Source organism: Plantactinospora sp. CA-294935 (assembly GCF_050936445.1).
Lineage (GTDB): Bacteria > Actinomycetota > Actinomycetes > Mycobacteriales > Micromonosporaceae > Plantactinospora.
In genome coordinates this window covers 8,571,333-8,585,549 of record NZ_JBNJMU010000001.1, presented here as the reverse complement: position 1 = coordinate 8,585,549, position 14,217 = coordinate 8,571,333, and the positions used below count along the sequence as shown (strand labels likewise).

The window sequence follows — 14,217 nt, the reverse complement described above, 5'->3', positions numbered from 1 at the left end:
ACCGATGTCTGTGTTCAGGTTCCTCGCTCGCCGTCGGCGTGCCGCTGACAGCACCGTCCACACCGGTCGGCCCGGCCGATGGAGCCGGTCCGCGCCGCGCATCGGGGCCGGCGGGGTGTCGGCCAGGCCCCGCACCCGGCGGGCTGTCACCGGCGGGCTCGGGATGGCCCTGACGGTCGTCCTGACCGTCGGCGCGGCGACGCCGGCCGCCGGCTGGACCGGTGCCACCGGGCAGCGGCTCGACATCGAGATCCTCTCCAGCCGGCCCGACCAGGTCAGCGGTGGCGACGCGCTGGTCCGGGTCACCTTCGACGGGCGGATCGACCCGCGTACGGTCCGGGTCACCCGCAACGGCACCGACGTCACCCGGGCGTTCCGGGTCGACGGCCGGTCGCTGCACGGGGTGGTCGACGGGCTCCGCGACGGCGCCAACCTGCTCCGGGCGAGCGCCCGGTCGGCCCGTACCGCGACGCTGGCCGTCCGCAACCATCCCGTCTCCGGTCCGATCTTCTCCGGGCCGCCGCAGTACCCGTTCCTCTGTCGGACCGAGCAGAACGGGCTCGGCGCACCGCTGGTCGACAACCAGGACGGGCAGGGCATGCGGGTACGCGGCCCGGACGGCGAGGTCGTCGGCTGGAGCCGGGACTGTGCCGCCCCGACCGTCACCGACCGGCTCTACCGGGCCACCGACGGGACGTTCAAGCCGATGCCGCCGGACGGGACCCGGCCGGCCGACCTGACCACCACCCGCACCCTGGACGGCCGGACCGTCGACTACGTCGTACGCCGGGAGCGCGGCACCATCAACCGGTTCGTCTACTCGATCGCGGTGCTGGAGGCGAACTGGAACCGGCGGGTCATCTACCGCTTCGACGGCGGGGTGGCGATCGGGCACGACCAGGGGCGGCTTCCCGGCGGGCATCTCTACCACGAGGGACTCTCGCTCGGCTACGCCGTCCTCTACTCCACCGGCACCCGCACGGCCACCCACTACAACCTGGTGCTCGGTGGCGAGACCGCGCTGATGCTGAAGGAACACTTCGTCGAGGAGTACGGCGTCCCGCTCTACACCGTCGGGGTCGGCGGTTCCGGCGGCGGCCTCCAGCAGTACGTCTACGGCCAGAACTACGGCAACCGGGTGATCGACGCGGCGATACCGCAGTACTCGTACCCGGACATGGCCACCCAGACCATCCACGTCGGCGACTGCGAGCTGCTTGAGCACTACATGGACGTCACCGACAGCGCGAACCCGAAGTGGCGGGACTGGGAGAACCGGACCTGGCTGATCGGCATGAACGCCAGCGCGACGGTGCCGAACCCGTACCTCGGCGGTGCGCCCGGGTCCACCGAGTGCGTCGAGGGCTGGCGTGGCCTGACCCCGCTGGCACTCAACCCGCGCTGGTCGCCCGGCGACCCGCTCTGGGCCGAGATGGACCCGCCCGGTGTGGCCGGGACGGTGCAGTGGTCGCACTGGGGCGACCTGGTCAACATCTACGGCACCGGCCCGGACGGGTACGCCCGATCCACCTGGGACAACGTCGGCGTCCAGTACGGCCTGTCGGCGCTGACCTCGGGCCGGATCACCCCGGCCGAGTTCCTCGACCTGAACGCTCGGGTCGGCTCCTGGAAACCCCAGTCGGAGATGGTGCAGGAGGGCTGCCCGTTCACCCCGACGGCCTGTGCCGACCCGGCCCAGTTCGACCCGTGGTCGTCCCGGAACATGCGACTGTCGCCGGACGGCGGCCGGACACCGGCACCGCGTACCACGGGTGACCGGCAGGCGATCCGGGCCGCGTACGGGTCGGGGATCGTCTTCACCGGCGACATCGACATTCCGGTCATCGACTGGCGGCACTACCTCGAAGAGCAACTGGACATGCACAACTCGCACCAGTCCTTCGCGTCGCGGCAGCGGATGCGCGAGCACGACCGGAACGCCGGTAACCAGGTCATCTGGTTCACCGAGGCCCGGCCGCCCGAGGCGTTCGACCAGACTCCGGAGGCGCTTGCGGTGATCGACGACTGGATGGCCAACCTGCGTAGCCGGCCGTGGCGGGGCGTGCAGGGCAACAAGCCGGCGCTGGCCGTCGACCGTTGCTTCAGCACCACCGGTACGGAGATCGCACGGGGCGACCACGTCTGGGACGGCATCCTCGACAACCGGCCGGCCGGCCCCTGCACCCGGCAGTTCCCGCTCTACGGCACGTCGCGCACCGTCGCCGGTGGTCCGATCGAGGGCGGCGTCTACGCCTGCGACCGGCAGCCGGTCCGGGTGGCGACCGCCCGGGGACTCTACGGCTCGTGGCGCCCGACCGACGCCGAGCGGCGGCGCCTCGAACAGATCTTCCCGACCGGGGTCTGCGACTACCGCTGACCCGGGACCCCACGCTCCGCGCCTGCCGGCCGACACGCCGCGACGCCCCCGGCGCCGTGCCCTGCCCGGCCGTCGGAAAATCGCTCGTGGCTGCTGCCGTCGCCGAAACGCCATCACGTATCAGGGCGGCCAGCCGTCCGTACTGCAAGCGTTGAGTCGGCAATCCAACCAATTGACATCGCCGCCAATCACCGCCGTGTCCCGGACGCCGTTCTCCGGTTGGACGTACAGACATCTGACAGTTCCGGTCCTGGTTGGCGGCTGCGGCCGACCAGGCCATCGGGCGCGGCGCAGAAGGAGCGATGACGGTGCGCGGAGCGGCGGGCGCGGATGAGAAACAGATATTCGAGCGTCGAGAATCGGCGGTGCGGAGCTACTGCCGCCAATTCGACTGCGTATTCGACACGGCGGAGGGAAGCGTGGTCCGGGACGTCACCGGCCGCGAGTACCTCGATTTCGTCGCCGGTGCCGGTTCGCTGAACTACGGGCACAACGACCCTGACATGCGGGACGCCCTGATCGCCCATCTGGAACAGCGCGGGATGTCGCACTGCCTCGACCTGTCCAGCGCGACCAAGGGCGCGTTCCTCACCGCGTTCGAGTCGTTGGTACTGCTGCCCCGGGGTCTGGACCACCGGGTGCAGTTCACCGGCCCGACCGGGGCGAACGCCGTCGAGGCGGCACTCAAGCTGGCCCGCAAGGTCACCGGGCGGACCAACGTGGTCGCCTTCACCAACGGCTTCCACGGCGTCTCGCTGGGCGCGCTGGCGGCGACCGGGAACCGGTACCACCGGGTGGGCCCGCAGCTTCCGCTGCCCGGGGTGACCCGGATGCCGTACGACGGATACCAGGGCGCCGGGATCGACACCGCCGACCTGCTGGCGCGGATGCTGCGGGACCCGTCCAGCGGGCTGGACGCGCCCGCCGCGATCCTGCTGGAGACCGTGCAGGGCGAGGGCGGCCTGAACGTCGCCTCGGCCGGCTGGCTGCGCCGGATCGCCGAGCTGGCCCGCAGCAGCGGTGCGCTGCTGGTGGTGGACGACGTGCAGGCGGGCTGCGGTCGTACCGGCACGTTCTTCAGCTTCGAGCCGTACGGGATCGTCCCGGACCTGGTCGTGCTCTCGAAGTCGATTTCCGGGTTCGGCCTGCCGATGGCGCTGGTACTGATCCGTCCCGAGTACGACCTCTGGCAGCCCGGCGAGCACAACGGCACGTTCCGGGGCAACGCGCACGCCTTCGTCACCGCGCAGGTGGCGCTGACGAAGTTCTGGTCCGGTGACGACTTCACCGCCGACGTGGCGCGCCGCGCCGACCTGCTCGCGCGCCGGCTGGCCGAGGTGGCCGACGCCGTGCCGGGCGCGGTGCTGAAGGGGCGCGGGATGATGTGTGGCGTCGACGTCGGCTCGGGGGAGCTGGCCTCGGCCATCAGCCGGCGCTGCTTCGCGGACGGCCTGATGCTGGAGACCGCCGGCCCGCACGACCAGGTGGTCAAGGTGCTGGCGCCGCTCACCACCCCGGACGAGCTGCTCGACAACGGCCTCGACATCCTGCTGGCGGCGACCCGCGCCGCGGCGACACAGGTCGCCGGATCGGACCAGGACGACCCGGCGGAGCCGACCGCCGGGTCGGAGCGGGACGTGTGGGGCTCCTCCGGCCTGGTGCCGGCGTGACCGGGCCGGCACCGGTGGCGCCGGGTGCCGCTCCCACCGTCGCGCCCCGCACCCCGGTCCCGGCCGCCCGGCCCGAGTCCGGCGACGTTCCGGCGTACGGCGCCGACACCGGGCTGGTGCTGACCGCGCCGGGCGCGGACAACCGGGTGCGCTGGCGACCCGGTGACCGCCTGCACCACCTCTTCGAGCAGCGCTGCGACCGCTTCGCCGCCGAGGGTGATCCCGGGCACCTCGCCGTGGACGACGGCGAGCGCCGGCTGACCTTCGCCGAACTCGACGCCCGGGCCAATCAGTTCGGCCGGCTGCTGCTGGCCCGGGGCGTGCGACCGGGCGACCGGGTCGGGCTGCTCCTCGACCGGTCGGCCTTCGCCTATCTGGCCATGCTCGCGGTGTCCAAAATCCACGCGGTGTACGTCCCGGTGGACGCCAACTTCCCGGCGGACCGGATCGGCTTCGTCGTCGCCGACGCGGGCGTCGGGACGATCGTCACGCTCTCGACGCTGGCCGACCGGGTCGACGGCGCCACCGGCACGGTGATCCGGATCGACACCGACCCGGATCTCGACCGGTACCCCAACCACCGGATCGCGCCGGACGAACGCGGGCCGACCTCGGGCGAACTGGCCTATCTCATCTACACCTCCGGCAGTACCGGCCGGCCCAAGGGCGTCGCCATCGACCAGGCGAACATCTGCAACTTCGTCCGGGTGGCTGTGGAGTGCTACGGGCTGCGCCCGGACGACCGCGTCTACCAGGGGATGACGATCGCCTTCGACTTCTCCGTCGAGGAGATCTGGGTGCCGCTGGTCTCCGGCGCGACGCTGGTGCCGAGTACCGCGCCCGGGGCGCTGGTCGGCAGCGACCTGGCCGGCTTCCTCGCCCGGCAGCGGGTCACCGCGCTCTGCTGCGTACCGACGCTGCTGGCCACGATCGAAGAGGAGTTGCCGGAGCTGCGGTTCGTGCTGGTCTCCGGCGAGGCATGCCCGGCGCACCTGGTGGAGCGGTGGCACCGGCCGGGCCGCACCCTGCTCAACGTCTACGGCCCGACCGAGACGTCGGTCACCGCCACCTGGACCCGGCTGGAGCCGGACCGGCCGGTGACGATCGGGGTGCCGCTGCCGACGTACTCGGTGGTGATCCTGGATTCCGCCCACCGGGTCCTGCCCGTCGGCCGGACCGGCGAGATCGGCATCGCCGGGGTCGGCCTCTCTCCGGGGTACGTCAACCGGCCCGACCTGACCGCCCGGGCCTTCATCCCGGACCCGATCGGGATCCCGGACAATCCCTCGGGACGGATCTACCGGACCGGGGACCTCGGCCGGATCACCTCGGACGGGCAGCTCGACTACCTGGGCCGGATCGACAGCCAGGTCAAGGTGCGCGGGTACCGGATCGAGCTGACCGAGATCGAGTCGGTGCTGCTGCGGCTGCCGGAGGTGGCCCAGGCGGCGGTGACGACGTACCAGCCGGAGCCCGGCGTCGTCGAACTCGCCGCCTTCTACACCCGGCGGGCCGGTGCGGCGGCGCTGGACAGCGCGGCGGCGTTGGCCGCGCTGCGGACCCGGCTGCCGGGCTACATGGTCCCGGCCTATCTGGAGGAGTTGCCGGAGCTGCCGACGCTGCCCAGCGACAAGGTGGATCGCAAGCGCCTGCCAGCCCCGTCCGGGCCGCGTGCGCTGCCGACGACGTCGGTGGTCGCCCCGGTCGGGCCGACCGAGGGTGCACTCGCGGAACTCCTCGCCGACCTGCTGCGGGTGGACCGGGTCTCGGTCCGGGACGACTTCTTCGCCGACCTCGGCGCCGACTCGCTGGTGATGTCCCGGTACTGCACCCGGCTGCGGGAACGGCTCCGTGCCGACGTCTCGATCAAGGACGTGTACCTGCACCCGACCGTGCGCGCCCTGGCCACCGTCGTCGGGGCGGACACCCCGGCGGCGCCACCCGAACCGCCGCGCCCGGCGCACCGGGTGCCGAGCAACCTGGAGTGGTACGGCTGCGGGGTGTTGCAGACCCTCTTCGGGCTGGGCTACCTCGTGCTGCTCGCCGCCGTGGCGCTCGCCGGGTACACCTGGATCACCGACGGCGTCGGCGCGGGCGACGTCGCGCTGCGGTCGCTGAGCTTCGGGGCGGCCTGGTTCGGCGTGCTGGCGGTGCTGCCGGTGGCGCTGAAGTGGCTGCTGGTCGGGCGGTGGCGGGCCGGCACCTTTCCGATCTGGGGGCTGCGCTACCTCCGCTTCTGGGTCGTCAAGCGGATGATCCGGGCCAACCCGCTGGTCCTCTTCGTCGGATCGCCGGTCTACAACTTCTACCTGCGTGCGCTGGGCGCGAAGATCGGCCCGGGCGCCCTGGTGCTGTCCCGGTCGGTGCCGGTCTGCACCGACCTGATCGAGATCGGCGCCGGATCGGTCGTCGGCCGGGGCGTGAGCATCCTCGGCTACCGGGCCGAGGCCGGCTGGATCACCACCGGCCCGGTCCGGCTCGGCCGGAACGTGCAGGTCGGCGAGGGCAGCGTGCTCGACCTCGACACCGTACTCGGCGACGGCGCGCACCTCGGGCACGCCTCGTCGCCGCGTGCCGGGCAGGTGGTACCGGCCGGAGCGCGGTTCCACGGGTCACCGGCGGTGCCCGGCGGGAGCGGCAACCCGGTGGCGGAGCCCCGGCACTGCGCGGCGGTGCGCCGGGGCGTCTACGGTGCCGGCCAGCTCGTCGGCCGGGTGGTGGTCGACACCCAGTTGCTGGTCGTACTCGCCGCGCTCGCCTTCACGCTGGACATCAGTACGGTCTCCGGATCGCTGCTGATGTTCGTCGGCGGCATCCTGCTCGGCGCGCTGCTGGTGCTCGCGGTGCCCCGGCTGGCGAACCTCTTCCTCGCCGCCGACCGGGCCTATCCGCTCTACGGCTGGCGGTGGATCTGCTTCCAGACCGTTTCCCGGTTCAGCAACGTCCCGTACTTCAACCTCCTCTTCGGGGACAGCTCGTACGTGACCGGCTACCTCCGGGCGATCGGCTGGCGGTTCCGGCAGGTACGGCAGACCGGCTCGAACTTCGGCTGCGGGCAGCGGCACGACACGCCGTTCCTCTGCGAGGTGCGCGGCGGGGTGCTGGTCTCCGACGGGCTGTCGATGGGCAACGCCCGGTACTCGCCCACCTCGTTCGCGCTGTCCCGGGTCACCGTCGGCGCGGAGAACTTCCTCGGCAACCGGGTCGTCTTTCCGGCCGGGGCGCGGGTCGGCGACAACTGCCTGCTGGCGACGAAGGTGATGGTGCCGGTCGACGGCCCGGTCCGGTCCGGCGTCGGGCTGCTGGGCTCCCCGCCGTTCGAGATTCCCCGGTCGGTACGCCGGGACGCCGGCTTCGACGAGCTGAGGACCGGGGACGAGTTCCGTCGCCGGCTGTCCCGGAAGAACCGATCGAACCTGCGCACCATGGGCTGTTATCTGTTCAGCGGCTGGCTGCTCTTCTACCTCTCGATCCAGGTCGTGGTCCGGGTCGAGGGCATCCACGACGGCGCCCGGCCGAACCTGTTCACGTTCAGCGCCGGGCTGCTGCTCGCCATGCTGCTGATCGTCGGCTACTCGGCCCTGTTGGACTGGCTCTGCCTCGGTTTCCGCCGGCTGCGCCCGCTGCACTGTTCGATCTACGATCCCCGGTACTGGCGGCACGAGCGGTACTGGAAGCTCACCGGGGTCGGGCACCTCGGCCTGTTCAACGGCACCCCGCTCAAGCCGCTGCTGCTGCGCCTGCACGGCGTACGGGTCGGCCGGCGGGTCTTCGACGACGGCTGCGGGATACCGGAGCGGACCCTGGTGCGGATCGGCGACCACTGCACGCTGAGCGAGGGGTCGACGCTGCACTCCCACTCGCTGGAGGACGGCACGTTCAAGACGGACCGGATCCGGCTCGGTCGCGGCTGTTCGGTCGGCACCGGCGCGCTGGTGCACTACGGCGTCGAGCTGGCCGACGGGGTGGTGGTGGCTCCCGACTCGTTCGTGATGAAGGGCAGCAGCCTGCCGGCCGGCACCGTCTGGCGGGGCAACCCGGCCCACCAGGTGTCGGGGCCGGGCGCCGCCGGGATCGGCGGCCGGCCGGCGCAGTAGCCGGGACGCGGCCCGGCCACGGTGGACGGGGCCGTGGTCGGCGTCCGGGTCGGCGTCCTGGTCGGCGTCCTGGCCGGCGTCCTGGTCGGAGCGCGTTGACAGCCGATACCTAACGGTTAAACTCTAACCGTTATGCATTGGCCGGCACGGGCTCGCGTCGCGGGTCGCCGGCACCGCCAGGGGAGGGGCGACCCATGACCGAGCACGCCGTCCGGCCCGCCGCGACCGCCGCGCCGCCGGACGTACCCGGAAGGACCGCGGCCGACGGCGGCGGGCGCCGCGCGCTGGCCCCGATCGCCTGGCGACCGCTCGGCGCCGTCGCCGGCCTGGTCGCCGCGTTGCTGCTGGCCACCAACGGCGGCTACGGCTACCACCGCGACGAGCTCTACTTCCTGATGCTCCGCCCCGACTGGGGCTACCGGGACCAGCCGCCGCTCACCCCGGCGATCGCCCGGCTGGCCGACGCGCTCTTCGGCGGCTCGCTCTGGGGCCTGCGGGTGCCGGCCACCCTCTTCGTGCTGGCGGCGCTGCTACTGGCCGCCCTGCTCGCCCGGGAACTCGGCGGCGGCGCGCTCGCCCAGACCCTGGCCGCGTTCGGCCTGGGCACCGGGGCGACCACGCTGATCTTCGGACACGTGCTGCTGACCGCCGGCTTCGACCTGGTGGTCTGGCTCGGCATCGTCCTCTGCGCCGCCCGGGCACTGCTGCGCGACCAGCCGCGCTGGTGGCTGGCGGCCGGAGCCGTACTCGGGATCGGGCTCTACAACAAACTGCTCGTGGTGCTGCTGCTGATCGGGCTCGGCGCCGGCCTGCTGGCGGTGGGACCGCGCCGGATCCTGGCCGGTCGCTGGCTCTGGGCAGGTGTTGCCCTCGCCCTGCTGATCGGCGCGCCCAACCTGGTCTACCAGCTCACCCACGAACTGCCCCAGGCCGACATGGCCACGGCGCTCGCCGACGACAGGGGCGCCGAGTCGCGGAGCACGTTCGTGCCCTTCCAGTTCCTGCTGATCGGACCACCGCTGGCAGCGGTCTGGCTCGCCGGCCTGGTCGGGCTGCTGCGTCGCCGACCGTGGCGGCCGGTACGCGCACTCGCCGTGGCGTACCTGGTGGTCTGCGTACTGGTACTGGTGTCGGGCGGCCAGCACTACTACTCGTACGGGCTGCTCGGCGCGCTCTTCGCCGCCGGCTGTGTGGTGGTGGCCGACTGGCTGGGGCGGGGGCGACGGCGGCTGCGCGCGTCCGTGGTCGGCGCGGCGTACCTGGTCAACGCGTTGGCGAGCGCGGTAATGGCACTGCCGCTGCTTCCGGTCGAGGTGCTCGGGGACTCGCCGGTGCCCGGGATCAACGTCACCGCCGCCGACTCGGTCGGCTGGCCCCGCTACGTCGACCAGGTGGTCCGGGCGTACGACGAACTCCCGCCCGCCGACCGGGCCGCGGCGGTCGTGCTGACCGCCAACTACGGCGAGGCCGGCGCGCTCACCCGGCTCGGCGCCGACCGGCTTCCCCCGATCTACAGTGGACACAACGAGCTGGGCTACTACGGCCCGCCGCCGGAGTCGGCGACGGTGCTGGTGGGAGTCGGGGTGGGTGAGGTGGGCGAACTCCGCCGATTCTTCGGCGAGTGCCGGATCGCCGGACGGCTCGACAACGGAGTCGGGGTCGACAACGAGGAGCAGGGCGTGCCGATCGTGGTGTGCCAGGACCGCCGGCTGGCCTGGGCCGAGCTGTGGCCCCGGATCCGGCACTTCGACTGACTGTGCGGGTGGTGGGGGCGCTTCGTGCCGTCGAGCTGACCTGGCCGCCCGCTGCTGCCGGCGCCGGCCCGGGGCTGACACGGGGCAGTGCCCCGGCGGCCGTTCTGGTTTGATACGGCGGTAGCGGTGCGGATGGCACCGCACCGCCACTTGCCGGTCGTTTGTCGCGAAATCATCCCGTCCCGAGGGCAACCGATGACCGGCGGGCTGCGTCTTGTCAGGTGTCGGTCCGGGACTACGTCAGTGAGGGGTGCCGGTGCGAGGGCGACTACCGAAAGGTTCGCTGCTGCGCTCGTGCGTGCTCGTGTTGCTCGTCGCTGCGGGTGCCGCTTGCAGCGAGTCCGATCCGGAGGCCCGGACCCCCGGTCTGGCGGCCCGGGGCACCGCCATGACCACGGCGAAGCCGGCCCGGCAGGATCTCGACAACCGGGTCAGCCTGGCCGGCAAGGTCACCATGAACCCGGTATTCGGCGTGGTGGCCCCGGTCACCGGTCAGATCCGCTACCGCGACGTCGAGCCGCCGGAGAGCACGCCGACCAAGGCGACGCGGGTGGCCAGCATCTGGGCGAAGGGCCGAAGCCACCGGGTCGACGTACCGGCCGGTGCCGTCTTCACCGGCCGGCTGGTGGACGACCGGTCCAACGTCGCCGCCGGGATGCCGGTGGTGTCGGCGAAGCGGATCGGGTACGGGCTGGTCGCGGAGATCGACGGCGCGCAGGCGTACCAGATCTCGGACTCGCTGGCGACCGTGCAGGCCCAGATCAAGAACGGCCCCGGCCCGTTCGCCTGCAAAGTCCTCGGCACCATCGCCGCGCTGCCGGCCGGGACGATCCCGGACCCGCCGGCACCGGAACCGTCGACCGGCCCGTCGACCGGCCCCGGGGCGCCCCCGGTCGTGCCGGTCGGCCCGCCACCGGACCCCCGGCAGCCGGTCCAGCCGTCCGAGCCGACCGGCATGCGGGTGGTCTGCACGGCACCGTCCAACGTCAAACTGATCAACGGTGCCACCGCCACCCTCGAGGTGGTCACCGCCCGGGCCAGGAACGCGCTGGTGCTCCCGGTCGAGGCGGTTGCCGGCGGTCAGGGCCGCGGCAAGGTGGACGTGGTCGGCCCGGACGGCAACCGGGAGTCCCGGGACGTGGTGCTCGGGCTCAGCGACGGCAAGGTCGTGCAGATCACGTCCGGGCTGACCGGTGACGAGACGGTCGCCGTACCCGGCCCCGACCTGCCGCCGGCCAAACCGGCACAGCCGGGTGGCCCCGCCGACCCGATGGGCGGGAAATGACGGCGCTGCTGGAACTGCACGGCATCACCAAGACACTGAAGGGACAGCAGAAGCCACGGACCATCCTCGACGGCGTCGACCTGACCGTCGAGAGTGGAGAGAGCGTGGCGATCCTCGGCCGGTCCGGCTCCGGCAAGAGCACCCTGCTCAGCCTGATCGGCCTCTTCGACCGTCCGGACGGCGGTCGCTACCTGCTCGGCGGCCGGGACATCACCCGACTGCCCGAACGCCGGGCGGCGGCGCTGCGCAGCGCCGAATTCGGCTTCGTCTTCCAGCGGTTCTTCCTGCTGGGGCACCTCACCGCCGCGCAGAACGTGGCGATGGCCCTGGTCAACGGGCAGGGCTGGCTATCCCGCGGCAAGCGCCGGGCCCGCACCATGGCCGCACTCGACCAGGTCGGCATCGCCCACCTCGCGAAGCACCGTCCGGCCCGGCTCTCCGGCGGCGAACAGCAGCGGGTGGCGGTGGCCCGGGCCCTGGTCCGGGAACCACGCCTGCTGCTGGCCGACGAGCCGACCGGCGCGCTGGACACCGAGACCGGCAACCTGGTGATCGAGGTGATGCGCTCGGCCACCGACCGGGGCTGCGGGCTGATCCTGGTCACCCACGACCGGGACCATGCCGACAAGATGCGCCGGGTGTTGCGGCTCAGCGACGGGGTGCTCAACCCCGCGACCACCGCCCCGGACGAGGCGTGGACACCGGAGTCCGCCGCGAGCGGGTCCGGCACGCCCTGGACCGATCCGGCCGCCGCGACCCAGGCCGCCCCGTCCGGGACCGCTCCGATCGCCGCGCCGGACGGGGCGACCCGGTGATCCGGCTCTCCGGGCGGTTCCGGTCCGCGCTGATCATCGGCGTCCAGGGCATCCGGGCCCGCAAGATGCGTACCTTCCTGTCGATGGTCAGCCTTTTCCTCGGTGTACTGGCCGTGGTGGTGGTGCAGGCCGGGGCCGAGACCCTCGAACGGGCCCAACTGGCCAACCTCGCGGTACAGGTGGGCAAGGACGGCACCCGCCAGGCGTACCTGCCGGCAAGTCCGGAGAGCGTCCGGGTCAGCAATGACACCCTGGCGAACCGGCCGGACGCGGTGGCGATCTCCACCCGACAGGCGATCATCGGCGAGCCGGGAGTCGCCCCGATCAACCCCGGTGGAGCCCCGTTCGACCAGGCCGGCGGCTACGGCGGCCCGGGCGGCCCGGTGTACTGCGACCAGTACGGCTGCCGGTCGATCTCGCCCGGCGGCGACGCGGGGACACCCGTACCGGGGCAGGCGATCGAGCTGACCCTGAACACGCTGACCGGCGACATCCGCCAGTTCAAGCCGTTCCGGAGGGTCTCCGGGCAGTGGCTGGACTTCACCTCGGCGCCGTCCCTGGCGCCCCGGCTGGTACTCAACCTGGAGGCGGCGAAGGGCTTCAACCGGCACCAGGTACCGGCCGAGATGCGCATCGACGGGGCGACCGCCAACCCGACGCCCCGGATCATCGGCGTGGTCGACGACGGCAACCCGCAACCGGTCGCCTACTCCCGGGCCGACGAACTGGCGAACTGGATGCCCCCGGCGACCGGCCCCAGCGAATTCAGTCCCGGTCTCCAGGTGATGATGGCTCCGACGGCGGGCGAGCTGGAACGGCTGCTGGTGCTCCGGATCACCGCGACCGGGATACCGGCGGACCAGATCCACTTCGAGACGATCCAGGCCCGCAAGGAGATCGCCCGGGACCTGGCGCTGATCCGGTGGATCTTCCTCGGCATGGCGAGCCTGGTGCTGTTGATCGGGGTCGCCGGCATCCTCAACGTCGGGCTGGCGACCGTGGGAGAACGGGTCGAGGAGTTCGCGCTGCGCCGGGCGCTCGGCACCTCGCGGCTGCTGCTGGCCGGCATCGTCCTCGCCGAGACCCTGCTCACCGGCCTGCTCACCGCGGCCGCCGCGATCGGGGCGTCCGCGCTCGCCCTGAGCGTGGCCGGTACCCTCTTCGCCGACCAGGCGCCGTTCCTCGAAGACATGGTGTTCCCGTGGCGCGCGGGAGTCGCCGGCGTCATCGCCGGCCTGGTGGCCGGGCTGCTCGGCGGACTCATCCCGGCCATCCGGGCCGCCCGCATCCCGATCGCGACCGTCATGCGGGCCTGACCCGGGGGCGGCCGGACCGGGACCACCGGGTAGCCGGCTATACCCCTTCCAGGCGCGTCCAACCCGGTTTTGTCGTCGTCCGCCGTCGGCGGCGGCTCCCGGGCACTGCCCGAGGCAGGTCGACCGGAGATACCTTCCCGGCCGGCCGCATGTCTTGCCCTGGGCCGGGAACCGCACACCCGCCGGTGCCGGGTCGACCGGGCCGGCCCGGCGGGGACGACTGGGCAGCGGGGGTGGTGGGGATGAGCGCGAAGAGGCGACCGGTGGACCAGGACCCGAGCGGGCAGATCCAGCCGGACGACGCGGACGGCGTTCCGGCCGCCCCGGACGGGCCCGGGCGCGGCCCGCAGTCGGTGCGACCGTGGGGGACCACCGGCGGCACCGAGGACCGGGACGCGCCGTGGGGCGAATCCCAGGACTCGCCGCTGGATGAGGGGAGCGAGGAGACCGGCCTGCCACCCGCGCGACGGGGCGAGCGGCGGGCCGACGCGCAGCCGCCCCAACCGTGGGCACAGGGGGCGGGCAAACACGGGTTCGGACCGGTCGAGCCGACCCGTACCCCGGAAGCGGGACCGGGCGGTGCCCCGTCCGAGCCGGGGCCGGGGCGCCGGCTGTTTCCCGACGACACCGCGCTCGACGACCTCCGCAACAACCCGCTGGAGGAGCAGACCGGCATGCACTCCGAGGGTGTCAGCCGGCACGAGTAGCGCGCCGGGCCGCCGCATACCTGGCCTCGGCGATGCGGGTGCCGGCGCGGCCGGGTGACACCGGGAGCGACTGATCGCCGAATCGAGACGGCGCCGTTCCGGGCGCGTTGTCGGGATCTGGGCGACCTCGAACGGTCGCGGCAACCGGGGGATTGCCGACGTTGCTGGCAACCGGGCGATGTGGATCGTACTCCGC

8 protein-coding genes are annotated in these 14,217 nt (G+C 72.7%); all 8 read left to right on the top strand.

From position 1 onward, the window contains the following. Window positions 1-4 precede the first annotated feature (4 nt). The 8 genes from ACQEVC_RS37645 to ACQEVC_RS37610 all read left to right on the top strand — a co-directional run bounded on the left by ACQEVC_RS37645 (window position 5) and on the right by ACQEVC_RS37610 (window position 14,021). Window positions 5-2,377: a DUF6351 family protein gene (locus ACQEVC_RS37645; protein ID WP_432887909.1), complete on the top strand. Its 2,373-nt coding sequence runs from the start codon at window positions 5-7 to the stop codon at window positions 2,375-2,377. 302 nt (window positions 2,378-2,679) lie between these two features. Further along, on the top strand, window positions 2,680-4,047 hold the full coding sequence (gene ectB, locus ACQEVC_RS37640) for a diaminobutyrate--2-oxoglutarate transaminase (RefSeq protein WP_432887906.1): 1,368 nt from the start codon (window positions 2,680-2,682) through the stop codon (window positions 4,045-4,047). Beyond that, complete coding sequence (locus tag ACQEVC_RS37635) at window positions 4,044-8,144, top strand: Pls/PosA family non-ribosomal peptide synthetase (RefSeq protein WP_432887903.1); 4,101 nt, start codon at window positions 4,044-4,046, stop codon at window positions 8,142-8,144. The genes ectB and ACQEVC_RS37635 overlap by 4 nt, the downstream gene beginning before the upstream one ends. Window positions 8,145-8,338: 194 nt before the next feature. After that, window positions 8,339-9,898, top strand: a complete 1,560-nt coding sequence (locus ACQEVC_RS37630) for a glycosyltransferase family 39 protein (protein ID WP_432887900.1) — start codon at window positions 8,339-8,341, stop codon at window positions 9,896-9,898. A gap of 256 nt (window positions 9,899-10,154) precedes the next feature. Then, complete coding sequence (locus ACQEVC_RS37625) at window positions 10,155-11,183, top strand: efflux RND transporter periplasmic adaptor subunit (RefSeq protein ID WP_432887897.1); 1,029 nt, start codon at window positions 10,155-10,157, stop codon at window positions 11,181-11,183. Next, complete coding sequence (locus ACQEVC_RS37620; RefSeq protein ID WP_432887894.1) at window positions 11,180-11,998, top strand: ABC transporter ATP-binding protein; 819 nt, start codon at window positions 11,180-11,182, stop codon at window positions 11,996-11,998. Before ACQEVC_RS37625 ends, ACQEVC_RS37620 begins: the two co-directional genes overlap by 4 nt. Continuing rightward, window positions 11,995-13,314 carry an ABC transporter permease gene (locus ACQEVC_RS37615; RefSeq protein WP_432887891.1) on the top strand — a complete coding sequence of 440 codons (1,320 nt, stop codon included), beginning with the start codon at window positions 11,995-11,997 and terminating at the stop codon, window positions 13,312-13,314. Before ACQEVC_RS37620 ends, ACQEVC_RS37615 begins: the two co-directional genes overlap by 4 nt. A gap of 242 nt (window positions 13,315-13,556) precedes the next feature. Next, window positions 13,557-14,021, top strand: coding sequence for a hypothetical protein (locus tag ACQEVC_RS37610; protein ID WP_432887888.1), 465 nt, complete (start codon window positions 13,557-13,559; stop codon window positions 14,019-14,021). The last annotated feature ends 196 nt before the right edge of the window (window positions 14,022-14,217 follow it).

Coding starts and splice junctions, on each gene's coding strand:
- ACQEVC_RS37645 (WP_432887909.1), top strand. CDS start 5: ATGTCTGTGTTCAGGTTCCTCGCTCGCCGTCGGCGTGCCGCTGACAGC.
- ACQEVC_RS37620 (WP_432887894.1), top strand. CDS start 11,180: ATGACGGCGCTGCTGGAACTGCACGGCATCACCAAGACACTGAAGGGA.
- ACQEVC_RS37610 (WP_432887888.1), top strand. CDS start 13,557: ATGAGCGCGAAGAGGCGACCGGTGGACCAGGACCCGAGCGGGCAGATC.
- ectB (WP_432887906.1), top strand. CDS start 2,680: ATGACGGTGCGCGGAGCGGCGGGCGCGGATGAGAAACAGATATTCGAG.
- ACQEVC_RS37630 (WP_432887900.1), top strand. CDS start 8,339: ATGACCGAGCACGCCGTCCGGCCCGCCGCGACCGCCGCGCCGCCGGAC.